Genomic DNA, 22,195 nt, shown 5'->3' on the forward strand with positions numbered 1-22,195 from the left:
GGGGCACGGCGGCGTTCGGCTGGGTCACGGGCCGGATCAGACGGCGGGTCATGAGCATCCGCGATCAGGCGATCATCCTGGGGAACGAGATCGTCGAAACCGCTCCCCAGATCCGTGGCCGCTACTTCGAAAACGATCTCCTCAAACCGGTGTTCGCGCACTACTTCAAGCGGGGCGCCCGCTGGACGTCGATGCCGCGTCCGGTCATGGCCGACCGCTCCTTCGACCTCACCCACGCCCGCACCAAAGACCCCGAGCACGTCCCCACAGACGCCGAGCTCGACGACAGTGATACTGGCACCGGTGTGGAGATGATGTTCGACGCCGCCCAGTGCCTGCGCTTCGGCCGCGACGTCCTGCTCAACGTCGCCACCGAGCACCACGCCCTTGGCGCACGCTGGCTCCAACGCCATCTCGGCGACCGATTCCGCCTCCACGTCGTGCACCGCCTGGACAGCAACCACATCGACACCCAGATCCTGCCACTGCGCCCAGGGACCCTGCTGCTGCGCGGCCCCGAGGTCCTCGCCCACCTGCCCGAACCGCTCCGGCGCTGGGACAAGATCTACGCTCCCGAACCCGACCCCGCCGAGTTCCCCGACTACGGTCCTGACGCTCTGACCCTCACCAGCCTGTACATCGACATGAACGTCCTCTCACTCGACGAGCACACCGTGATCGCCAACTCTCAGGCGCCCCGGCTCGTGAAGACTCTGGAGGCGCACGGGTTCACCGTCATTCCCGTACGTCACCGCCACCGGCGCTTGTTTGCCGGCGGCTTCCACTGCTTCACCCTCGACACCGTCAGGGAAGGGTCCGGCCCCGAGGACTACCTCAGCTCATGAGTGCTGTGTTCGCCCGTGAAACACCCGCCCACCCGGCGGTCCACCTGTGGGGCGCCAGGCCTGGGCGGTCTGCACCAGCAGGTCCAGCGTCGGCACCAGCACCAGGACCCGCCCCCTGGGGAACATGTCCAGCGCGGCCGACGCCGCGGTGAACGTCTTCCCGGACCCGGTCGCCGACACCACCGGGGCGTGTCCCCTGCGGGGGAGTGGTGGAGTGGGCGGGGAAGCCGAAGCTGCTCAGGATGCGGTGCTTGGCAGCGACTTGATCTTCACGAAGCCGGACACCGGCCATGGCTGCTCCCCGCGGACGCGGGGTTGGTCCCTCCCAGCTTGGTCCTTGTCGGGAGTAGGGGTGCGTGCCGTCCTGGGGCGGGCCTAGGGCTTGTGCCCGCAGGTTGGCGATGCCATGCATCCACCTGCGGTGTTTGCGCTGTGGTCGGTGTGCTGCGGGGGACCCCCGGAAAAGGGTGACGTGTTCTGTCAGGTTTGGCATGAACGATGGATGACATGAACAACGAGGACATCACCATCCAGAACACTCAGAACACCGTGCACGCCAGCCCAGCGGGTCTGCTCGCGGGGCGGGTCGCGCTGAGCGCCGTGGTTGGCGAAACCCGTCAACCACGGCGCTCAGTCACATCCGCCCATCGACCGCGACAAGAGCCCGCTGTTCGACGCCACCACGACCCGGTCCGGGTCGCCGACGCGCTGCGCCGCAGCCCGCACTTCGCCGCTTGTGGTCGGGCGCTTCACCTGGCGAGTGAGCGCTTGAGTTGGCGAGGCTGAGCATCTCAGTCGGCGCGCCTACTTATTGGCTTGTTGCGGAGTCGGGGCGGAATCCGCCGCCATGGATGATCCCCCGTGGCGACGGCTCGGATGCGGAGCGGTCGTGCGGCGGATCGCGATCAGGGCGGCGTCGTCGTCGAGGTGTCCGCCGGCGTGGGCGAGAAGATCGCGCCGGATGTGATGCAGAAGCGTCTCGGGGCTGGCGTCGGTCCACTGGGCTGTCCGTTCCGTGAACGGGTAGAACCCACCGGCAGGGTCGCGGGCTTCGATGACGCCGTCGGTATACAGCAGGAGGGTGTCCCCGGGCTCGAAGGAGAACTCATCGAGGGTGTAGTCCTCCGGTCCAGTGCGGCCGACCCCCAGCGGCGGCGCGGGGTGCACGAGAACGGTGACTGCTTCGCCCGGCCTGAGCAGCAGTGGCGGAGGGTGACCGCAGCTGGTCAGCCGGGTGATGGGGTCCTCGTCGGGGATCTCCAGCAGCAAGGCGGTCGCGAAGCGTTCCCCGGCCTCGTCCTCTGGTTCGAAGTCGGCCATGTAGCGGGCGACGCTCTGTTCCAGCCCAGCGGCCAGCTTCGGCAGCGTGGTGTGCTGGTGGGCGGCCTCGCGAAAGGCGCCGAGCAGCAGGGCAGCCTCACCGATGGCGGGCAGACCCTTGCCCCGCACGTCGCCGATCATCACGCGGGTTCCGTGCTCGGTGCGGGTGGCCGCGTATAGATCGCCGCCTATCTGGGCCTCGTCCTCGGCTGCCAGATACAGGGAGGCGACCTGCAGTGGTCCGATCCGGTCCGGGAGCGGCCACAGCAGGACGTGCTGCGCGGCCTCGGCCACTGACCGCACCTGGGCCAACTGCCGACTGCGCCGCTCGCGCACCGCACTAAAGAACACGACCAGAACCGAGAGCACCGCGAGGGTGATCAACTGCACTATGTGGTTCGTTGTGGTCAGCCCGCCGTGAAACACGCCAATGATCGCTTGGGCTGCCAAGGCCAGAACTCCGATGAAGCCGGTCAGCCGGGGACCGGCGAACGAGGCAGTGATCGCGGGCGCGATGACCAGCGCCGGTCCCAGATGGACGTCTGGGGGAGAGCGGATGTCCACCACAGTGATCACCAGGATGAGCACAACAGGGATCGCCAGCAGCGCATGGCGGGACTGCCATGGCTGCCGCAGGCTGGCAAAGCGCTGCGGGGCTGCCACCTCTCCATCCTGCGCCCCCTTGGGGGTGGCTGCGAGCCCAGGACATCAACACGGCACCCCCGCCAAGCGCTCCCTCGCCAGGTGAAGCGCTCAGTGTCGGAGGCGAAGACGACGTCGACGGCCGGGGTGAACAGGTCCTCCGGGGCGCACACCGCTGCGGACGCTGACCCGGGCGGCGACACGGTGTGGGTTCATCACCGAGGCCGGCATCAAGCTGACCTTCAAGGACGCGGGCGTTGCCGCGGTCGACGCCCAGGACCAGGAGGTGGCGCACCTGGTTACGGGACTGGATGGTGATGGTGTCCTCGCGCGGCGAGTCCGCGTCCGCTGTGACGAAGCCGGGGTGGTTGAGGATCGCCGCGGCGATGGCCTCGGTGAGCACCGTCTCGGGCAGCAGGCCGTCGTCGGTGGGCTCCGCGCTGCTCACCAGCGACCCGAGCGATTCGGAGCGCGCCACGGCCGAACTCCTCAACTGCGTGGCCGCCACCTGGGACAAGCAGGACCTCTCGCTGCGCGAGCACGCCCAGGCCGTCGCCCGCACCCTGCCCCGGTACGTTTCATGATCCGCATGCTCGCAGGGACCGCTGACACCGATCCCGCAGGCGAGCTGTCTCCTTGATCCCAGCGGTCATCACCTGTCAATCGGTCAAGATCGTTTATCAAAGGAAACGCGCCGCGTGACGCTACCCCGCACCTCCGCCCTTCAAAAAACGTTGGCACCCTCAAGTGATCAACGCACCACCCACGGATGATCATGTGATCGTGGAGGCACAGGTGCGTGACTACGGGTTTTCGTCAGCTCAGCAGGATGAGATCTGGAGACGCTGGCGCGAGGGACAGTCGTTCAGCTTGATCGGGCGAGGGCTCGGGGCACCGATGCACCACGTCCGCCAGTTCCTGTACCAGAGCGGCGGCGTCCGCCTCACCCCGCGGCAGCGCTCCGAGCGGCATCTGACCGGCGGCGAGCGCGAAGAGATATCCCGCGGCATCGCCGCCGGGGAATCGGCGCGGCAGTTGGCCAAGCTGCTGGGCAGGTCGCCTTCGACCGTCTCCCGCGAGATCGCCCGCAACGGCGGCCGGGACCGCTATCGAGCCGCGTCCGCCGATGCGGCTGCCTACGCGCGCGGGCGTCGGCCCGAGCGGGCCAAGCTCGCCCAACGGCCCGCTCTACGCGCCCTGGTGGAGGCCAAGCTGGCTATGTGCTGGTCACCCGAGCAGATCGCAGGATGGCTGCCGCCAGTTTCCCGGTGACACCGCCATGCAGGTCTCGCACGAAGCGATCTACCTCTCGCTTTACGACCCTCGCCGGTGCCAGGCGATCGACCGCAGTCTCACTCAGCGGCTGAGGTCAGCCCGGCCCATGAGCCGCCCGAAGATCGCCCGCCGTCCCACCGGGCGCGGCATCATCCGCGGCATGGTGTCCATCACCGCCCGCCCCGCCGAGGTCGAGGACCGCAAGGTCCCCGGCCATTGGGAGGGCGACCTCGTGATGCGCACCCGGCCTTCGGCAGTCGCCACGCTGGTCGAACGCACCAGCCGCTACACGGCCATCGTCGCGCTGCCGGACGGCATCAAGGCCGAGCAAGTCACCCCGCACCTCACCAGAAGCCTCCTCAGCGTCTCGCCCCAACTGCGTCGAACGCTCACCTGGGACCGCGGCCGGGAGATAGCCGAACACCAGGCCATCACCGCCGGACGGGCGGCCGCAGATCGCACAGTGGGGATGGGGGGCCAGGAACGTCAGCTCGGCCACCGTCGCCATCCGGCTGTACGGCCCGACCTCGCTGGACGACATCAGTCCGCCGGCCGGACCCGGACCAAACGCACCATCCGGTGGCGGCTCGTTGCGACCCGTACCTCAGCCACCAACCCCTGCGCCACCGCCTGTTCACCGGCTGTGGCCCGGCGGCCGGGGCCGGCTTTGCGGGGCAGGAGGTGGCCAGCGACGGCGTGGGCGACCTGGGCGGCGCGCACCACATCGAGGCGTGGCGAGGTCACCACTGGCTCGCCGTCCAGGAGGACCCGGACTGCCCATGGCCGGTGCACCGGGCCCAGGGCAGCGGGCACACGAGGCATCGATGGTGTCGTTGGTGCGCCACTTCACCCACGCCCGCTCCAGGTGTTCGTGTGGTGACAACCTCAGCTGTCGTGGAACTCTCGTAGAAGCAGCTGTCATGGAACGGTCATGGACCCGTCATGGGACGCTCATGAAAAGCGGCCAACCGTTCGGTGTGCCCCGTTCGTCTTCCCGGCGACACCGATATCCAGGGATTGGTCGGACCGTGGGCAAGAGGCAGCGGCAGGACAGCCGAGAAAATCCGGCGAGGCGTCATTCGCGGGGCAGGAGGTTAGTCGACTATCCGCGCCGGGGGAGAAGGGGCCTGCGCCGCTGGCTGCCGTCGTGGCGGCTGGTGCTGGGCACGGTCGTGCTCGCTGTGGGCGCTCTGGTCAGCCTGTTCGCCTGGGCGTATGCGAGTGTGGACATCCCCGACGAGAACGCCGTCGCCGTCCAGGAGGCCAACACGTACTACTGGGCGGACGGTACCCAGATGGTGAGTCTGGGGAAGGTGAACCGCAATATCGTCCACCTCTCGGACGTGCCGGAATCCGTGCAGAACGCGGTGATTGCTGCCGAGAATGAGAGTTTCTACAGCGACCCCGGAGTCTCTCTAAAGGGAATTTTCCGGGCCGCTGCCAGCGCGGTGGAGGGGCAGGAGACACAGGGTGGTTCCACCATCACTCAGCAATATGTGAAGAACATGTATCTCTCGCAGGAGCAAACTCTCACCCGAAAGGCCAAGGAGTTTATCATTTCGCTTAAGCTCGACCGGACAAAGAGCAAGCAGGACATTCTCCAGGGCTACCTCAACACGAGCTGGTTCGGCCGCGGGGCGTATGGGATCGAGGCCGCCGCGCACGCGTACTACGGCATTCCGGCGAGGCAGCTCGAGCCGGGCCAGGGGGCCGCGCTGGCCGCGCTGCTGAAGGGCGCCGAACTCTACGACCCGGCGACGAGCCGCGCCAACCACGAGCGTGCGGAGGACCGCTGGAAGTGGATCCTCGATCGCGAGGTCGAGGCCGGGCTGATGTCGCAGCAGGAGCGCGACAAGCACCGGACCTTCCCGGAGCCGGACAAGCAGTCCATGGCCACGAACCTCGCGGGCCAGACCGGCTATCTCGTCGACGTCGCCAATAAATACATCAAGGCACACTCCATGATCACCGACCAGGACCTGGCACACGGCGGCTACCGGATCCACACCACGTTCGACAAGAAGCAGGTGGAGCGGCTCACCGCGTCCGTCGAATCCGTCCTGGCGAAGGACATCGACCCGAGGAACCGGGAGGCCGACCGGAACATCCAGGTCGGCGCCGCCGCCGTACGCCACTCCGACGGTGCCGTCCTCGCCCTCTACGGCGGACCCGATGCGACGAAACAGTTCACCAACAACGCCGACACTCTCGGCGTGCCGGTCGGCTCGGCCTTTAAACCGTTCGTCCTCGCGGCAGCTCTTCAGTACGGCACGGAAAGGAGGGACGGCGATCGGACGTCCGTGCACTCCGGGGACTTCTACGGCAACGCCGGCAAGCTCCAGAGCGCGTCCGCCACGGCGGCTCCGGACAGCTCCCACCCAAGCTTGAGCCAAGCCCTGGCAACGGGCGGAAACGCCACGTATGTCCGCCTCGGCAAGGAGGTGGGACTGGAGGCGGTGAAGGACATCGCGATCCGCTCGGGCCTGCTCGAGAACAGCATGGCTCCGCTGGAGGACACCTTCTCCGTCGGCACGTCCACGCCCAGTGCGATCCGTATGGCGGGCGCGTACGGCACCTTCGCCAACCACGGCCTGCAGAACGACCCCTATTCGGTGACCAAGCTCGTCAAGGACGACGAGTCGGTGGGCGGCTTCGAGAGCCGCACGAAGGCCCGGCGCGCCCTGCCCCGAGAGGTCGCCGACGAGGTGGGCGACGCCCTGCGCGAGGCGGGGAGCAGGATGTTCGTCGGTGACACGGAGTGTGCCGTCGGCGCTCCCGTCGCGGCGGGCCGCACCGGCGACCAGGACCGCCTGAAGTCGGCCTGGTTCGTGGGCTGGACGAAGAACACCTCCACCGCCGTGACGATGTTCCGCATGCAGCCCACGGACGGCAAGCTGCTGTCGATGTCGGACGTGGGCGGTGACGGGGGACAGCGGGGGAACGCCTTTCCAGCGAAGATCTGGGGCGACTACATGGATGCGAACCCGCGCGGCTGCACTCCCGCCAAGGCCGGGTAGTAGAGCTTGCCGGGGTATCGATGATGCGTGGTGCCTACCGGGCCCGAAACGGTTCAGTGTCGGGTTTGTGCGGGCTCTGGTCCTACTTCGTGGGACCAGAGCCGCCCCGTTGACACAGTCATGCCCGGCTGGCGTCGCCGCGAAGACTCGACATCCTCGACTCGGTTTGCCTGTGCCAGGGGTTGCTGGAGCCGGTTTCCGCCGTAGCCCTTGAGCGGCGCGGTCCGCCGGGCGGCGAGATACAAGGTTCGCACCCGCTCACTCGCCCGGCCCTCGCCCTCGACGGCCTCTAGCAGGACGGGGGTGTCGGTTTCGGCAACGGCGATCCGGAGCCGGGCGACCAGCCCCTCCAGACCTGACGCTTGATATCGATGACATCTCTGCGTGTTCCGCCCAGCCGTCCTGCGGTAGGCACTGCCGGGCCGCGCGGAGTATTTGATGCCCGAAGGTGCCCGTGGTGCGGGCCGCAGGGCATCGGCGGTCACCACGTGGAGGCCATGTCGAACGGGGCCGGCAGAGCGGTGAACGCGGAGATCTCGTTGGTCTTGTCCGGCACCCGCAGCTGGCTGACGATACGGCCGGCGGCCGTGACGGCGGACAGCGGATGGGCGGCGGGCGCGGCATCGGTGCGCGAGCCGCGGGCGCTCTTGCGTCCACCGCGACTGTCTCCGTCCCGGCCGGGCCGTGGCCGAGCAGGTCGGCGAGCCCGCCGGGACACACCAGGACCAGCACCCGGCGCACAGTGGAGAGCGAGGCCGGCCGGCGCACACCGAGCGGCCCGCACGCACGAAACCCCAGGCGGGGGAGGGTGGCCTGGGGTGCATGGCCAGCCCACTGCCCAATCGCCAGATAGGAGCGGGCGCCGGCCAGGACCGCGCGGGCGGCGGTCAGCATGACCGAGGCCAGGTGTGCTGCCGTCCGCGCCGGTGACGCGGATCGGGCAGGGCACTCAACCGGGCGGCCCTGTACGGCAGTTCACGGCTGACGGGAGGCGACTTGATCAGACAGACGGGGGCAGACTGGCGGCACATCGGAGCTCCGGTGATGGGGCGACTTGGTAGGTCCCCTTGATCATCGGACCTTCGTTGCGTGCGGGGCCGCCGTAGTGAAGGTTCGTCACATCCCTGTGATCTGCTGGTTCTTGGACCCAACAGGACTATGAATCAGCCCTGGCTGGTGACCGCGTCCAAGCCGATCACCTCACGGCGGCCCTCGGCGGTGGCACCGACCGCGACCAGGCAGGCGATGTTCACCACCCGGCTGCCCTCGCGGACCTTCATCGTCAGCGCGTCCGCCCACACAAAGGCCTACGGGCCGACGTCCAGCGGCCGGTTGCACCAGGCATCCAGCTGGACGTCCAGGTGCTTGACCAGAGCGGACACCTGAGACTTCGACAGCTGGGTTACGCCGAGGTCCTTCGCGATCCCCTCGACCCGATGGGTGGACACGCCAAGCACATAGCAGGGGCGATCACCGACATCTGGGCCTGCTCGGAACGACGGCGGCGCTCCGGCAGCCACTCCGGGAAGTAGCTGCCCTCGCGGAGCCGCGGCATCGCCAGTTCGACCGTGCCGGCGCGGGTGTCCCACTCGCGGCGGCGGTAGCCATTGCCCCGGTTGACGCGCTCCGGACTGACCTCACGGTACTCGGCGTTGCACTGGTCCGGGGCCTCCGCGCTCACCAACACGTTCGCGAACGTGGTCAGCATCTGCCGCACCAGATCGGGACTCGCCGGGGCGAGGTAGTCCTCCAGCAACTCAGGGAAGGGCCCACTGTGCCGAGCGGTCATCGCGACCTCCAGGGACGGACTTTGATCGATACGTCCGGAGGCTCATCCGATGGCCGCTTCCTTATGCCCAAGACCACCCGCACGTCCAGTCAAACCACCCTGACCAGTGACCGCCTCACGAACCCGCCGTACACCACGTCCGTGGACGCGGCCCACGACCCTTGACCAAAGAGAGAGGGGCACCCCCCCGTAGGCACACCAGTCCAGGGTCTCGTCGCAGCGGGGCTCTGCGGTCGTTCCAGAGCTTCCCCAGCGCCGTCAGGCCACCGGCCGCTGGTCACTCCGTGACCGCGCAACCCACCACACCCGCGGCCCCCGGTGCCGCCGGACATCGCGTCCGCGGGTGTGGCCCTGGCACCTCAGGCGGCACGTCCGCAGGTGCGCCGAGTGCAGCACTGAAGCCGCTCCTCATCGCCAGGTCGTGGGGACGTACCCGTAGCCCTGATTCGCGTACCCGGCGGTCGCGTCGTAGTTCAGCAGCTTGGGCACACGGGTGTCGACCGTGACGAGCGGGGTGATCCCTCATAGTGGTGCAGGCCCCCACGCTCGCCCCCGCCCGCTCGGTACAGGTTCAAGCGTCAGGCAGTCGGACACACCTCGCGTCGGGCCTGGGTGAGTGCCGGATCGGCGACGGGCTCGCGTGACGGTGCGCCGTGTGGCATCGACATCGGTGCTGCTGTGCTGACGACCCGCGCCACAGGGCCGCCCGGAAGACGATGTTGACGGCGAACCCGTACTTGGCTTGCTCGGGTGCTAGCAATGTCATCGAGGACGAGATCGGCCTGCGGCTGGCGGCCCCCGGCGGCGACTGGCGCGCCCGCCCGGACATGGACCCGCAAGCCACCAGCGGGTTCCGGGCGGCCATCGTCGCCCGCGCTCGTTTCATCGAGGATCTGATCGCTGAGCAGGCCCACTCGCCTCCCGCCTGCGGATCTTCGAGGTCGATCAGCCCGGCACCCAGGCCTGGAAGCGCACGAGCATGCCCGGTCTGGGCATCATCCTCGGCGCCGAGTTCCTGGCCGCCACCGGCGGCGGCAACGGGCGTTGGACCTGACCAACGCCGGCCAGCCCGCAGAAGCCGGGAACATCGAGTCGGGCACGTCGTTGTCGGCGCTGGTCGCCGACGCCTTGCGCGTCTATCTCGCTGACGCCCATGGGCATGCACCGCAGTCGACCGAGGAGGAAGCCTGAATCCGGCCCCCTGCGGGCGCTCCCGTGGCGCCGGCAGCCCTGTCAGGTACTCGCGAAAGCCCCGCCGCCGGCCAGGCTGAAGCAGAGGTCGTCGAACCGGGCCGCGTAGTCCTCCAACAGACACCGGCGCAGGCGGACACAGACGGCGAGCGGTCATCTTCAGCGCCTGACAAGGACGTTGGCTCCTCTCACCGGCCTACGGCCAACCAGTCCTGCCCGTCAACCCACACCACCGGCGGATTTAACGAACTACCGGTAACCTCGGCCGCTGTCAGCAGTCACTTGCCTGTCAGCAGGGCCAGACGCAGGGCCAGTTGGAGTTCGAGCGCGTGGTCGGGGGTGTTCCAGTCGGGCCCGAGGAGCGATTCGATGCGGTCGAGGCGCTGGACGACGGTGTTGACATGGATGTGCAGTTCGTCCTTGGCCCGGGTCAGGTTGCAGCCGCTGGCGAAGTAGGTGCGCAGGGTGCCCACGAGGTCGCTGCCGCGCCGGGCGTCGTAGTCCAGCAGCGGACCGAGGACGGAGTCGACGAAGCCGGCGACGTCGTGGTTGTCGCCGAGGAGCAGGCCAAGGAAGCCGAGGTCCGCGACGCTCGCGCCTTCGCCTGTGCGGCCCAGGACGTGCATGGCGCGCAGGCAGCGCCGGGCCTCGGCGTGCGCGGCTGCGAGCGCCGCAGGGCCGGCGGAGGGTCCGGCAGCCGCGACTGTGACGGCGGCGCCGGTGAGGTGGGTGAGCTGCGCGGAGGCCGTCCTGGCGGCGTCGGCGGGCGCGGTCTCGTCCTGAGGCAGGAGGATGACGATGGTCTCGTCGTGTTCGGCGCTGATGCCGCGGCGGCCGAAGAGATGCTGCACGCCGGCGGTGGACAGCTTGGTGCTGGCCCGGGCGGCGGATTCGGCGACGAGCAGCAGGTGTGGGCGTTCGAGGTCGATGCCGAGGCGGCGTCCTCGGTCGATGAGCCCGACTGGATCGCGGTCGGGTGTGGTGAGCAATTCGGTGAGAAGCTCGCCGCGGATGCGGTTCTCGGTCTCCGCGACGGTGCGTCGCAGCAGGAGCAGGAGTGCTGTGACCACGCTGGCGCGTTCGAAGAGCCGCCGGTCCGCGTCCTGCAGGTCCGGGTGGTCGAGCAGGACGAGGCTGCCCAGGAGTTCGGGCCCGGCGAGGACGGCGCAGATCCAGTGCGTGTCGAGTCGGACTGCGTGGGCGGCTGCCCGGGAGGCAGCTGCGGCCTCCGCGATCGTGTCGGGCTCGATCGAGAGGTCGGGGGCGGTTCCGGTCTGCGCGAGCCGGTTGCCGGCCGGGTCGTGGACGCTGATCGGGTGGCCGAGGAGTTCGGCGAGGGCTGCCGCGACATCACGCGTTCCTCCGCCGCGCAGGACGAGGTCGGTGAGGCGGTCGTGGGCCTCCTCGGCGCGCTGGATCGCGGCGGCGTGCGCGCGGATGACCGCATTGGCGTGGGCGAGTTCCGCGAGAGCGGCCTGGGTTTCGTCGAGGGCACGTGCGGTGTCGATGGCGATCGCGGCGTGAGCGGCCAGAGAGCACAGGAGCGCGACCTCGTCGGGCGAGAAGGTGCGTGGGGTGCGGTCGGACGCGAACAGCACGCCGATGACCTTGCCGCCCTCCGTGGTGCTGGAGCCGAGGAGGAGGGGGACACCGAGGATGGCGACCAAGCCCTCGTCGAGGACTCCGGCGTCGATGGGGTCGGTGTGCGCGAACCGGTCGTCGGTGCGGTAGTCGGCCGTGACGTAGGGGCGGGCGGTCTGGGCGACGAGGCCGCCCAATCCCTTGCCCAGCGGCACGCGTAGGGCCTGGAAGAGGGGGGAGACGGACCCGTCGGTGACGCGCATGTAGGTGTCGCCCGCTCGCTCGTCCGGGAGCGTCAGGTAGGCGGTGTCGGTGCCCAGCAGCAGGCGTGCGCGGTGCACGATCGAGCGCAGCACGGCGTCCAGGTCGCGTAGGGCTGCGAGGTCGCCGGCGGTGTCGAACAGCGCGGCGAGTTCCGCCTCGCGGCGGCGGTGCTGGGTCAGGGTGCGGTGGACACTCAGCGCGAGCGAGGCCACCCGCTCGATCTTGTCGAGTTCGCTCGGGTCCGCGCCTGCGGCGCGGGCATCGGCCAGCGGGCGGCCGAGTTCGTCTGCGGTGGCGTCCTTCGCGAGGAGTTCCAGCAGGCGGTGGATGGTGGGGGAAGCGTGGTCGGACATGGCCGCCGTCATCGTCGAACGTGGATGATTGGGTGGGATGTGCCGACCGGCGTGGCCCCGTCACAGGGCTGGGCCGGTCGGCGTCTGCGGTGGACGACAGGCTAGTAGTCGGCTCGGCTCGGGGCCAGATCGCGTTCACTGCTCGCCGGTGCGCTGCCGGAGCTGGGAGCGACAGCGGCCAGGTCGCGGTCACGGGTCTCCTTGGCGAACAGCAGCGCGACTATGGTGATCGCCGCAGCGACGCCCACGTACAGGGAGATCGGTGAGGCGTTTCCGTAGGAGGCCAGCAGGGCGGTGGCGATCAGCGGCGCGGGGGCTCCTGCGGCGACCGAGGCGAACTGGGCGCCGATGGACGCGCCGGAGTAGCGCACCCGGGTGCCGAACATCTCGGCGAAGAACGCCGCTTGCGGGGCGTACATGGCGCTGTGGAAGACCAGGCCCACGGTAATCGCGAGAGCGAGCGCCGGGAAGCTCTTGGTGTCCACCAGGGAGAAGAACGGCCAGATCCACGCCGCCATGCCGATTGCCCCGGCCAGGTACACCGGTCTGCGGCCGATCCGGTCCGACAGGGCACCGAAGAGCGGGATCAGGCAGAACTGGATCGCGGAGCCGATCAGCACCGCGTTCAGTGCGGTGTGCTCCTTGATCTTCAGGTGCTCCACGCAGTACGCGAGGATGAAGGTCGTGATGACGTAGTAGGAGATGTTCTCCGCCATCCGGGCGCCCATCGCCACCAGGACGTCCTTCCAGTGGTGGCGCAGCACAACAAACAACGGGGCGGGCTCGGCAGTCTGCTCGGCCTTGTGGGTCTCGGCCCGGGCGAGGGCGTCCTGGAAGACGGGGGAGTCCTCCACCGACATGCGGATCCACAGGCCCACGCCGACCAGAAGCGCGGAGAGCAGGAACGGGATGCGCCAACCCCAGGAGACGATCGCGGAGTCGGACTGCACCGAAGTCAGCAGGGTGAGCACACCGACGGCGAGCAGGTTGCCGAGCGGGGCGCCACCCTGCGGCCAGGAGGCCCAAAAACCCCGCCGCTTGGCGTCACCGTGCTCGGAGACCAGGATGACGGCGCCGCCCCACTCTCCGCCGAGCGCGAAGCCCTGGATCACACGGAGGGTGGTCAGCAGCAGCGGAGCGGCCACGCCGATCGCGTTGTAGGTCGGCAGGCATCCAATGAGCGTGGTTGCCGTGCCCATCATCAGCAGGCTCACCACCAGCAGCTTCTTGCGGCCGATCCGGTCGCCGAAGTGACCGAAGACCAGCGCGCCGATGGGCCGAGCGGCGAAGCCGATGGCGTAGGTGAGGAAGGCGAGCAGCGTGCCGGTCAGCGGATCGGACTTCGGGAAGAAGACCTTGCCGAAGACCAGCGCGGCGGCGGAGCCGTAGAGGAAGTAGTCGTACCACTCGATCGTCGTGCCGATGAGGCTCGCTCCGACCACGCGTCCCAGGCCGCGGGGTCTGGCGGGAGCATTCGCAGCGGCGGGAATGCCGGCCATGGTGTCACCGTCTCGTGAGAGTTGTTGATGGGATGGGGGTGGGGCAGCTAAGAAGCGGTCAGTGAGCGGTCCAACCGCCGTCCAGGGGCAGAAAGGCGCCGGTCAGGTAGCCGGTGTGCGGGCCGCACAGCCACAGCGCGGCCGCTGCCACCTCCCCGGGCTCGATGAGCCGCTTGATGGCGGAGCGTTCGAGCATCACCTGCTCGACCACGTCCTGCGCGGCTATTCCGTGCGCGAGCGCCTGGTCGGCGATCTGCTGCTCGACCAGCGGGGTACGCACGTATCCGGGGTTGACGCAGTTGCTGGTCACGCCGTGCGCGGCCGCCTCCAGGGCGACCACCTTGCTCATGCCTTCCAGCGCGTGCTTCGCCGCGACGTACGCCACCTTGTACGGGCTGGCGCGCAGGCCGTGCACGGAGGAGATGTTCACGATCCGCCCCCACCCCTGCGCGTACATGTGCGGCAGGGTGCGGCGGATGATGCGGAACGGTGCCTCAACCATGACCCGCTGGATCAGGGCGAACTGTTCCGGCGGGAAGTCGTGGACGGGGGCGACGTGCTGCAGCCCGGCGTTGTTGACCACGATGTCCGCGTCGTCCGGCAGGCCGTCGACCGCCTCCGGGTCGGACAGGTCGACCACCAAGGCGGTCCCGCCGCTCTCGTCCGCTACGGCCTTGGCCGCGTCCATCGCCCGGTCGACAAGGTAGACGCGCGCGCCAGCCTCGGCGAAGGCCAACGCGCAGGCGCGTCCGATGCCGCTCGCAGCCCCGGTGATCAGAGCCGTACGGCCGACAAGGAAGTGAGTGCTCTCCATACCGGGTCACCGTAGGGATGCAGGTCACGCTCTCCCATGTGAACCTCCCCCACAGTCGTGCGACGGGATGTGGCAGCACAGCCCATACCGCTCAGCGCCCACAGCCCCTTCTACCAACAGCGATCCTGCGCAATGGCGAACCGCTGGCGGACCGGGAACAGCCACCCGGGGGGCGATGTGCCGCGTCGCGTCGCGTCGCAGACCTGGAGCTGATGAATCCCGCGCCCTCGGCCACTGCGCCTGCCAAGCGGGCCAGTTCTATCGCCGAACCAGTGAGTTCCACCTCGCCGAAGATGGGATCGGACACGAGAATCATGGGCATCGCTCCTGCAAGGTCGGGACGGGACCGCGAAGATCACCCACCCTACGTATCGGCAGCAGCCGTTCGAAGGCGACCGGGAGCCGTTCCGGGCCGCGCAGGATGGCGTTTTCGCGGTAAGGCGGTGGGTCGGCGGCCAGGCGGGGAGAGACCAGGCGGCCGGCGAGCGCGGTCAGGGCGATCTGGGCCTCGGCGCGGGCGAGGGTGGCGCCGATGCAGTAGTGGATGCCGCCGCCGAAGCCGAGATGGGCGTTGTCGGCGCGGTCGGGCAGGAACTGGTCGGGGTCGGTGAAGCGCCGCGGGTCGCGGTTGCCGGCGGCCAGGAGCAGGCGGATGCGTGAGCCCTTGGGGATGGTGGTCCCGGCGATGTCGATGTCGGCCAGGGTGCTGCGTCCGGACATCTGCACCGGCGGGTCGTACCGAAGCACCTCCTCCACCAGCGGCGTGGCCAGGTCGGGGTCGGTGCGCAGGCGGGCGAGGAGGTCGGGGTGGCGCAGCAGGGCGAGGGTCCCGTTGGCGATGAGGTTGACGGTGGTTTCGTGACCGGCGATGAGCAGCAGGCCGAGGGTGACACGGAGGTCGATGGCGTCCATCGGTCCGTCGGGGCTCTGGTCGTTCATCAGGCCGGCCAGTAGGTCGCTGCCGCCGTCGGCGTTGTGCCGTGCGATCAGCCCCTCCAGGTACTCCACCAACTCGGTGCGTGCCTGCTGGAGTTCGTGTATCTCCTCCTCGGTCTGGGTGTCGACGGGGTCCAGGCCGCGGGTCAGGCGGCGGGCGAGAGAGCCGAAGAGGCGCTCGTCCTCGCGCGGTACGCCGAGCAGTTCGCAGATGACGGTGACCGGCAGCGGGTAGGCGAGGTCGGCGACCACGTCCAGCTGTCCCGGCTGCTCGCTGGTGTGCGCGTCGAGTAGCTCGGTGACGAGGGTGTCGATGTGGTCGCGCATGCCCATGATGCGCGGGATGAACTGCTGGGTCACCGCCTGGCGCAGCTGGTCGTGGCGGGGCGGGTCCTCCATCAACAGGCTCTTGCGGATCGGCTGCTGTTGCGGGTTGAGGCGGTCGGCGCTGATCCGCGGGTCACGGAGCAGCAGGCTGATCTCGCGGTGTCCGGTCGCCAGCCAGGATCCGTCGGCCATCTGTACCACCGGCTGTTGCAGCAGCTGCTCGTAGGCGGGGTAGGGGTCGGCGCGGTTCTCGTAGCGCAGGGCGTGGGCGAACAGCTCCGTGGGGAAGTGCTGTTGCTGGATGGTTGGGGTCATGGTGTGGCTCCCTCACTCGTGTCTCTCACTCGTGTCCGGCCAGGACGGACGGGACGGAGGGGACGGATGGGGCGGATACGGTGGATGGGCTGGACTCGATGGGCGGGGTGGACTGGACAGGCGGGGCCGGCGGCGTGGACGGAGCGGGCAGGTGGCCCGGTGACGGGTCGACGGTCCGGGGGACGGCGGCCGGGGCGGTGCCAGGGAAATCGGCGTCGAGGGGTTCGAGCCGGTCCGGCCCGTCGGTGGCGTTGAGCACCGGCGGGAACGGCGCTTGGGCCTCGATCAGCGCCGCGTATCCGTCCAGCACGCGGGGCGCGTCCACCGCGACGACGGCGACCAGGCGCCCGCGCTGCCCGTATGCGGCGACGAACTGCCGCTGGTCGAGCGCGCCCTGGGTGACCACGACCTGGTCGGCGAGGGCGGGCAGCCCCAGGCACTTGAGGTTCATCCCGAACTGGTTGGACCAGAACGCCGGCAGCGGCCGGTGGTCGCGGTGTTCGCGCGGCGGGTGGGTCATGTTGTGGGCGGCGGTACGGGCCTGGGCGACGGCGTTGTCCCAGTGGTCCAGGCGCAGCAGTTGCCCGGGGTAGAGCGGGTGCGGCCAGCGGGCGATATCGCCGGCGACGAAGACGTCCGCAAGTGGTGTCCCGTCGTCGGTCAGGGCCCGGCAGGACGCGTCGCACGCCACGCCGCGGGCGTCGGCGGCCAGCCCGGAGCCGGCCAGCCACTCGGTGTTGGCCATGGCGCCGGCGGCGACGACTGCGACCTCGGCCGTCACCACCGTGCCGTCGGAGAGGACCGCGTGCCGCAGGCGGCCGTCGGCATCGCCCTCCAGGGCGTGGACGGTGGTGCCGAGGCGCAGGTCCACGCCGGCGTCGCGGTACCAGCGGGCCGCGGCGCCGCCGATCACCCCGCCCAGCGCGCTCGACAGGGGGGCGCCGCTGCGCTGGGTCACGGTCACCTCGATGCCCAGGTCGCGGCAGACCGAGGCGACCTCGCCGCCGGTGAACCCGGCGCCGATGACCAGCACCCGCTGCGGTCCGGCTGCCAGCGCGGCGCGCAGCCGGTCGGCGTCGTCGCGGGAACGCAGCAGGTGCACCCCGTGCAGGGCGCCGCCCCGCTCCGTTGGCCAAGGCCGGGACCGGGTGCCGGTGGCTATCAGCAGCCGGTCGTAGCCCACCTGTCGCCCGTCGGCCAGCGTCACCGTGCGGGTGCGCGAATCGAGGCCGTCGGCGCGGGTGCCGAGCAGCCATCGGGCGTCGATGTCGCGCAGACGGGGCAACTCGGTGTGGTCGCTGGTCAGCCAGCCGGACAGCACCGCCTTGGACAGCGGCGGGCGGTCGTAGGGCGCGTACGGCTCGTCGCCGATGAGGGTGAGCTCGCCGGTGAACCCCTCGTCCCGCAGTGCCTCGGCGGCACGCAGTCCCGCCAGGGAGGCGCCGACCACGACGATGCGCTCGGGGGCGGTCACCGTATCGGGGGCGGTCACCGCACACGCTCCGGTACCAGGGGAGCGGGCTCGGTCACCGGGGGTGCGGGCTCGGTGGCCCTGCCCAGGGCGATGGCCTGCACGGGGCAGGCCGCGGCGGCCCGCTCGACCTCGCGGCGGGTGCCGGCGGCGGGCGCGTAGTCGTACTCCAGCGCCTCCTCGCCGTGGAACCGGAAGACGGCCGGTGCGGCATAGACGCACTGCCCGTAGCTCTGGCAACGGTTCAGGTCCACGACCAGCCGGAGCCTGCCGGATGGGGGCTGGGGGAAATCGGCCGGGCCGGGGGAGTCGGTGGGGTCGGCGGATTGCGTGAGGCCGTCGGGCCTTGTCAGGTCCGCGTCGGCCCATTCGGCCGGCTCGGCGGCATCAGCGGCTCCAGCGGAATCAATGGATCCGGTGAGCATGTCTTTGCTCTCCTCCCAGGTTGGTGGGGGTGTGGCGGTGCTTTCGGTGATCGACGGGGCCTGGGCGTGGCTCCCTTGCTCCTCGATCACGACTTCCGATCGCGAACGCCATTCAAATAGTCACCACTATTTGGACTGTACACGCTATTCGAGAATTGACATAGTCACCACTATGCGAATAGCCTCACCAACATGAGTGCCGAGCAGGACGAACCCGTACGCCAGCGACTGACCCGCGCCGAGGCCAAGGCCCGCACCCGTCGGCTGCTGCTGGATGCGGCGGCCCGCGTCTTCGCGCGGAAAGGGTTCGCCGGGGCCTCGGTGGAGGAGATCGCCGAGTCCGCCGGCTTCTCCATCGGCGCGCTGTACTCGAACTTCGGCGGCAAGGAAGCGCTCTTCCTGGAGCTGATGGCCGAACGCGGTCTGGGCCGCGTCGCCGAGGCCGCCCAGACCCTCGACCGGCACGAGGCCGGCACCGGAGAGGCCGCCGCCGAACTGGGGCGCCTGCTGGTGGACGTCGCCGACAAGGACACCGACTTCGCCCCACTCCAGGCCGAGTTCTGGCTCTACGCGGTGCGCAATCCGCACGTCCTCGACACCATGGCCGCCGCGCTCCGCGAACCGCGCCAGGCGCTGGAGGGGCTGATCGACACCTGGCTCGCCGAACAGGGCGCGCCCGCCGACGCCCCCGCCGATGCCGTGGCCACGGTGGTGGCCGCACTGTTCCAGGGGCTGGTGCGCCTGCGACGGGTCGACCCGGACGGCGTCCCCGAAGAACTCTTCGGCCAGGCCCTGGTCTGGCTGTTCGCCGGCATCCATGCCGGCGCCGCCCCCACAAGCGGTCCCGACCAGCACTGACCGGCCACGACAGGAACCTCGTCGCGCGCATCTCCTGCTGCTCGCTCCGTTTCTCCGCCCCTGTTCCTCCTGCCGGAAGCCGCCTACATGAACCCGCACGTGTCACAGGGCACCCCTGCCCCCGGAGGCATCGGCAGGGTCTACGCCCTCATCGGCATCGTCCTTGCCGTCATGTGGGTGGGGGAGACCACCGAGCCCGCGTGGGCCCATGGGCTGCGCACCGTCGTCCTCCTGCTGACCCTGCCGCCGCTGCTGCTGCCGGCCAACCGCCGCCTCACCGCCGCGTTCCATACCGCCGCGCGCCCCGGCCCGGCACTCGCACGACTGATCACCGTCCGAGTCCTGATCGTCACGGCGGCACTCGCCGCCAACGCGCTCCTCGGGCACCTGCTGGACCCGCACTCCGGCCACGTGCTCCGCGCGCTCGCAGTCCGTGTGCTGTGCGTCCTGCTGACCATCCCGCTCCAGATCCGCGCGGCCCACCGGTCACGCGCCCGGGGCGTCCACCCCTCGGCCCGCCCCACGCTGTCCGCGCCCCGCGTGATCGGCGCCAAGCTGACCCTGGCCACGGCCGCCCTGCTGGCCCAGCTCCTGCTCAACCCCTACATGGCCAACGCCCAGTTGGTCATCGCCGCCGCCCTCGCCGTCACCGTGACCGCGCTGGGCCCCGCACTCCATGCTCGGCTGCTGATCGCCCCTGCCGCCGGCCCTTCGTCCGGCCCGGCCGCCCAGGAACAGAGTCCGGCCGGCGCCACGACCTCGTGGCCACAGGCCCCCAGCGCGGCACCATATGGGAGGACGTACGTACCGTGCACCTGGTGCGCGCCGATGCGGCGCGCACCGCGCGCGGTGCGGGTGATCTTCTTTGCCTCGAAGAGCTGCGGGGCCATACTTCTGAGCAGGTTGCCGGGCTCGCACCTACGGCGGTGACGGGCGAGGGAACTGCGGGGCCGGGCGCAGTGCTTTGGTCAGTCTTCGCCCTGGGCCGGGATGGTACCGGCGGCGATGGCGTCGAATTGGGTGGTCAGGTCGCGTGTCAGGCGGGTGAGCAGGCGGAGGAGCTCGGTGCGGTCCTGGTGCGGCCACTGGGCGAGCGCCGCGGTGAACCAGCCGTTGACGACGGTGGTGTACCGGTCGACGATCCGCTGCCCGGGGGGTGTGAGGGCGATCAGGCGGGCCCTTTGGTCCTCGGGGTCGGGGACGCGCTTGATGAGCGCCCGCTTTTCCAGGCTGTTGAGGTGACGGGTGACGTGGGGTCCGACGACGTGCATGCGGGTGGCGATCTCGCCTACGCGCAGCGGGTGTTCGGCGGCGTCCAGGACGACCAGGATCGTCATGGCAGGCCGGTCCAGTGTCACTCCGGCGTCCTGGACGGCCTGCTCGTAAAGCTGCCCGCGGTTGAGCAGAGTCCGCAGCTGGAGCAGGTGTGGCAGCAGCCCGGTAGTCGCGTCGCTGAGCGGATCCATGTCCCGCACTCCTTGATAGATACCTAACGTAGGTATATTGTATCCCTCGGAAGCCGACCTCGCAGGAGATCGGGCCGCCGACAAACATGATACCTAAGGTAGGTAATCAACGTCATGAATGAGCCCGCCCCCTCCACCGTGAACGTAGCCACGACCGACGTCCTGATCATCGGCGCTGGCCCCACCGGCCTGACCCTGGCCTGCGACCTGGCCCGACGCGGTGTCAGCTTCCTCCTCCTGGAGCGCTCCACCACGCCCAGCACCGCCTCCCGCGCCAAGACCATCCAGCCCCGCACCATGGAGGTCGCCGACAACCTCGGCGTGGCCGGGCGCGTCCTGACCGAGGGCCGGGTGAACGTCCCCACCCGCCACTACGACCGCGCCCGGGTGGTCTCCGAGGCGGTGGAGCTCGCCGCAGGGGTGCGTACCACGGACGCCCCCTACCCGCCGGTCTGGCTCTCCCAGCCGCGGTTCGAGCAGATCCTGCGCGACCACCTGACCGAGCTCGGCGGAACCGTCCACTGGGGCAGCGAGGTCACCGACCTCCAGCAGGACGGTGACGGCGTCACCGCCACCGTCACCACCAGGCCCGACGCGGGCAGCCGCACCGTCCACGCCCGCTACGCGGTCGGCGTCGACGGCGGACGCAGCACCGTCCGCGCACTGGCCGGCATCGAACTGCACGGCACCTCCCTGACCGACCAGCGCTGGCACCTGGGCGACGTCCGCGTCACCGGCCTGTCCCGCCACTGCCAGCACCTGTGGACCAGCAAGGAGGACGGCCTGCTGTCCCTGTTCCCGCTGCCCGGCACCGACCTGTGGCAGTTCCAGGCCTCCATTCCCGCCGACCCGGCCGAGCCCGAGGAGCCGTCGCTGGAGCTGTTCCGACGCATCTTCGCCGAGCGCGCCGGCGTCCCCGGCGTGGTCATCCAGGACGTCGCCTGGCTCTCCCTCTACCGGATCAACGTGCTCCTCGCCGACCACTACCGCAGCGGGCGGATCCTCTTGGCGGGCGACGCCGCCCACATCCACTCCCCGGTCGGCGGCCAGGGCATGAACACCGGCATCCAGGACGCCTACAACCTCGGCTGGAAACTCGCCGCCCTCCTCGATGGCGCCGACCCCGCCCTGCTTGACACCTATGAGCACGAGCGCCGCCCCGTCGCCCGCAGCGTCCTGGACGACAGCACCACCCGCCTGGGCAAGGTGATGCGCGCGCTAGGCGAGAGCGCCGGCCCCTCCGCCCAGCAGGGACTCACCGACGACCGCACCACGGGCCTGGGCGTCGCCTACACCGACAGCCCGCTCACGCACGGCCCCGGCGCGGGAGTCCGCGCCCCCGACGCACCCTGCCGCAACGCCGGGACCGGCCGCCCCACCCGTCTGTTCGACCTGCTGCGCGGCCCCCACTGGACCCTGCTTTCCTTCGGGAGCACCGCCGTCCAGCAGATCCCGGACGGCCCGCGCACCATCCGCGTGACCACCGACCTGACCGCCACCGGCGCCGACGCCGTCATCGACGCTGATGGCCTCGCCCACCATGCCTACGGAACCGCCGGCGACGAACTCGTCCTCATCCGCCCCGACGGCTACATCGCCACCCGCCGCCCCGCCAGCGACCTGGCCGCAGTCCTCGCCCTGGCGGCTGCCAACGGCATGTGACCTGCCGAGCTGGACGCGCGGCGGACAGAACCGAAGTCAGTGGTGCCCCACGCCTTCTCGCCCCTGCCGATCCGCGCCCCGGCATCCGCGGACGATTCATCGGCGAAGGCGGAGAGTGCCCCAGCCCCGACTGGAGACCACGTCG

Annotated in this window: 18 protein-coding genes and 4 pseudogenes; 10 read left to right on the plus strand and 12 right to left on the minus strand. The window is 69.9% G+C overall.

All coding sequences use genetic code 11. The features are described 5' to 3' along the window. The first annotated feature begins 50 nt into the window (after window positions 1-50). A complete protein-coding gene (locus tag OG522_RS36675; protein ID WP_329467330.1) occupies window positions 51-845 on the plus strand; it encodes a hypothetical protein in 795 nt (264 codons plus the stop codon). Here the strand turns inward: OG522_RS36675 and OG522_RS36680 are convergent. Further along, window positions 840-1,028: a DEAD/DEAH box helicase family protein gene (locus tag OG522_RS36680; RefSeq protein WP_329467331.1), complete on the minus strand. Its 189-nt coding sequence runs from the start codon at window positions 1,026-1,028 to the stop codon at window positions 840-842. The genes OG522_RS36675 and OG522_RS36680 overlap by 6 nt on opposite strands. Window positions 1,029-1,352: 324 nt before the next feature. On the opposite strand from OG522_RS36680, the gene OG522_RS36685 reads away from it, so the two are divergent. After that, entirely contained in the window at window positions 1,353-1,631 is a 279-nt protein-coding gene (locus tag OG522_RS36685; RefSeq protein ID WP_329467332.1) for a hypothetical protein, read from the plus strand. Between the two features lie 18 nt (window positions 1,632-1,649). Here OG522_RS36685 and OG522_RS36690 read toward each other — a convergent pair whose 3' ends face one another. Continuing rightward, complete coding sequence (locus OG522_RS36690; RefSeq protein WP_329467333.1) at window positions 1,650-2,828, minus strand: PP2C family protein-serine/threonine phosphatase; 1,179 nt, start codon at window positions 2,826-2,828, stop codon at window positions 1,650-1,652. Window positions 2,829-3,064: 236 nt separating this feature from the next. Here OG522_RS36690 and OG522_RS36695 point away from each other — a divergent pair, with 236 nt between their 5' ends. The 3 genes and pseudogenes from OG522_RS36695 (at window position 3,065) to OG522_RS36710 (ending at window position 7,099) form a co-directional block, all read left to right on the plus strand. Continuing rightward, window positions 3,065-3,391 (plus strand): hypothetical protein, encoded by a 327-nt coding sequence (locus OG522_RS36695; protein WP_329467334.1) that lies wholly within the window; start codon window positions 3,065-3,067, stop codon window positions 3,389-3,391. 211 nt (window positions 3,392-3,602) lie between these two features. Beyond that, window positions 3,603-4,524, plus strand: a pseudogene (locus OG522_RS41390) (IS30 family transposase); the annotation flags it as partial. Between the two features lie 586 nt (window positions 4,525-5,110). Then, window positions 5,111-7,099, plus strand: a complete 1,989-nt coding sequence (locus OG522_RS36710; RefSeq protein WP_329467337.1) for a transglycosylase domain-containing protein — start codon at window positions 5,111-5,113, stop codon at window positions 7,097-7,099. 481 nt (window positions 7,100-7,580) lie between these two features. Here OG522_RS36710 and OG522_RS36715 read toward each other — a convergent pair whose 3' ends face one another. Then, complete coding sequence (locus tag OG522_RS36715) at window positions 7,581-7,817, minus strand: hypothetical protein (protein WP_329467338.1); 237 nt, start codon at window positions 7,815-7,817, stop codon at window positions 7,581-7,583. A gap of 451 nt (window positions 7,818-8,268) precedes the next feature. Continuing rightward, window positions 8,269-8,888 (minus strand): annotated as a pseudogene (locus OG522_RS41395) (transposase); the annotation flags it as partial. A gap of 716 nt (window positions 8,889-9,604) precedes the next feature. On the opposite strand from OG522_RS41395, the pseudogene OG522_RS36730 reads away from it, so the two are divergent. Next, window positions 9,605-9,882, plus strand: a pseudogene (locus tag OG522_RS36730) (hypothetical protein); the annotation flags it as partial. A gap of 50 nt (window positions 9,883-9,932) precedes the next feature. Then, the gene (locus OG522_RS36735; protein WP_329467340.1) at window positions 9,933-10,079 is read left to right on the plus strand and encodes a hypothetical protein; all 147 of its coding nucleotides are present in this window, start codon (window positions 9,933-9,935) and stop codon (window positions 10,077-10,079) included. A 16-nt stretch (window positions 10,080-10,095) separates the two neighbouring features. On the opposite strand, the pseudogene OG522_RS41400 reads toward OG522_RS36735, so the two are convergent. The 7 genes and pseudogenes from OG522_RS41400 to OG522_RS41405 all read right to left on the minus strand — a co-directional run. After that, a pseudogene (locus tag OG522_RS41400) lies at window positions 10,096-10,236 on the minus strand (IS701 family transposase); the annotation flags it as partial. A gap of 121 nt (window positions 10,237-10,357) precedes the next feature. After that, on the minus strand, window positions 10,358-12,277 hold the full coding sequence (locus OG522_RS36740; RefSeq protein ID WP_329467341.1) for a helix-turn-helix domain-containing protein: 1,920 nt from the start codon (window positions 12,275-12,277) through the stop codon (window positions 10,358-10,360). Window positions 12,278-12,378: 101 nt separating this feature from the next. After that, the gene (locus tag OG522_RS36745; RefSeq protein ID WP_329467342.1) at window positions 12,379-13,776 is read right to left on the minus strand and encodes an MFS transporter; all 1,398 of its coding nucleotides are present in this window, start codon (window positions 13,774-13,776) and stop codon (window positions 12,379-12,381) included. Window positions 13,777-13,834: 58 nt separating this feature from the next. Further along, window positions 13,835-14,590 (minus strand): 3-hydroxybutyrate dehydrogenase, encoded by a 756-nt coding sequence (locus OG522_RS36750; protein ID WP_329467343.1) that lies wholly within the window; start codon window positions 14,588-14,590, stop codon window positions 13,835-13,837. A 312-nt stretch (window positions 14,591-14,902) separates the two neighbouring features. After that, window positions 14,903-16,168: a cytochrome P450 gene (locus tag OG522_RS36755; RefSeq protein ID WP_329467344.1), complete on the minus strand. Its 1,266-nt coding sequence runs from the start codon at window positions 16,166-16,168 to the stop codon at window positions 14,903-14,905. A gap of 25 nt (window positions 16,169-16,193) precedes the next feature. Further along, a complete protein-coding gene (locus OG522_RS36760) occupies window positions 16,194-17,660 on the minus strand; it encodes an NAD(P)/FAD-dependent oxidoreductase (protein ID WP_329467345.1) in 1,467 nt (488 codons plus the stop codon). After that, window positions 17,657-18,064 (minus strand): ferredoxin, encoded by a 408-nt coding sequence (locus OG522_RS41405; protein ID WP_443074803.1) that lies wholly within the window; start codon window positions 18,062-18,064, stop codon window positions 17,657-17,659. The genes OG522_RS36760 and OG522_RS41405 overlap by 4 nt, the downstream gene beginning before the upstream one ends. Before the next feature lie 192 nt (window positions 18,065-18,256). On the opposite strand from OG522_RS41405, the gene OG522_RS36770 reads away from it, so the two are divergent. Both OG522_RS36770 and OG522_RS36775 read left to right on the plus strand, forming a co-directional pair. Then, the gene (locus OG522_RS36770) at window positions 18,257-18,922 is read left to right on the plus strand and encodes a TetR/AcrR family transcriptional regulator (RefSeq protein WP_329467346.1); all 666 of its coding nucleotides are present in this window, start codon (window positions 18,257-18,259) and stop codon (window positions 18,920-18,922) included. An 87-nt stretch (window positions 18,923-19,009) separates the two neighbouring features. Further along, the gene (locus tag OG522_RS36775) at window positions 19,010-19,852 is read left to right on the plus strand and encodes a hypothetical protein (protein ID WP_329467347.1); all 843 of its coding nucleotides are present in this window, start codon (window positions 19,010-19,012) and stop codon (window positions 19,850-19,852) included. A 38-nt stretch (window positions 19,853-19,890) separates the two neighbouring features. Here OG522_RS36775 and OG522_RS36780 read toward each other — a convergent pair whose 3' ends face one another. Beyond that, window positions 19,891-20,388, minus strand: coding sequence for a MarR family winged helix-turn-helix transcriptional regulator (locus OG522_RS36780; RefSeq protein ID WP_329467348.1), 498 nt, complete (start codon window positions 20,386-20,388; stop codon window positions 19,891-19,893). A 114-nt stretch (window positions 20,389-20,502) separates the two neighbouring features. Here OG522_RS36780 and OG522_RS36785 point away from each other — a divergent pair, with 114 nt between their 5' ends. After that, complete coding sequence (locus OG522_RS36785; RefSeq protein WP_329467349.1) at window positions 20,503-22,050, plus strand: FAD-dependent oxidoreductase; 1,548 nt, start codon at window positions 20,503-20,505, stop codon at window positions 22,048-22,050. The last annotated feature ends 145 nt before the right edge of the window (window positions 22,051-22,195 follow it).

The organism is Streptomyces sp. NBC_01431 (assembly GCF_036231355.1).
In the GTDB taxonomy this organism is placed as follows: domain Bacteria; phylum Actinomycetota; class Actinomycetes; order Streptomycetales; family Streptomycetaceae; genus Streptomyces.

Excerpts from the sequence above, each read along its gene's own strand:
- OG522_RS36675 (WP_329467330.1), top strand. The coding sequence starts at position 51 with ATGAGCATCCGCGATCAGGCGATCATCCTGGGGAACGAGATCGTCGAA.
- OG522_RS36685 (WP_329467332.1), top strand. The coding sequence starts at position 1,353 with ATGAACAACGAGGACATCACCATCCAGAACACTCAGAACACCGTGCAC.
- OG522_RS36740 (WP_329467341.1), bottom strand. The coding sequence starts at position 12,277 with ATGTCCGACCACGCTTCCCCCACCATCCACCGCCTGCTGGAACTCCTC.
- OG522_RS36745 (WP_329467342.1), bottom strand. The coding sequence starts at position 13,776 with ATGGCCGGCATTCCCGCCGCTGCGAATGCTCCCGCCAGACCCCGCGGC.
- OG522_RS36750 (WP_329467343.1), bottom strand. The coding sequence starts at position 14,590 with ATGGAGAGCACTCACTTCCTTGTCGGCCGTACGGCTCTGATCACCGGG.
- OG522_RS36755 (WP_329467344.1), bottom strand. The coding sequence starts at position 16,168 with ATGACCCCAACCATCCAGCAACAGCACTTCCCCACGGAGCTGTTCGCC.
- OG522_RS41405 (WP_443074803.1), bottom strand. The coding sequence starts at position 18,064 with ATGCTCACCGGATCCATTGATTCCGCTGGAGCCGCTGATGCCGCCGAG.
- OG522_RS36770 (WP_329467346.1), top strand. The coding sequence starts at position 18,257 with ATGAGTGCCGAGCAGGACGAACCCGTACGCCAGCGACTGACCCGCGCC.
- OG522_RS36775 (WP_329467347.1), top strand. The coding sequence starts at position 19,010 with ATGAACCCGCACGTGTCACAGGGCACCCCTGCCCCCGGAGGCATCGGC.
- OG522_RS36780 (WP_329467348.1), bottom strand. The coding sequence starts at position 20,388 with ATGGATCCGCTCAGCGACGCGACTACCGGGCTGCTGCCACACCTGCTC.
- OG522_RS36785 (WP_329467349.1), top strand. The coding sequence starts at position 20,503 with ATGAATGAGCCCGCCCCCTCCACCGTGAACGTAGCCACGACCGACGTC.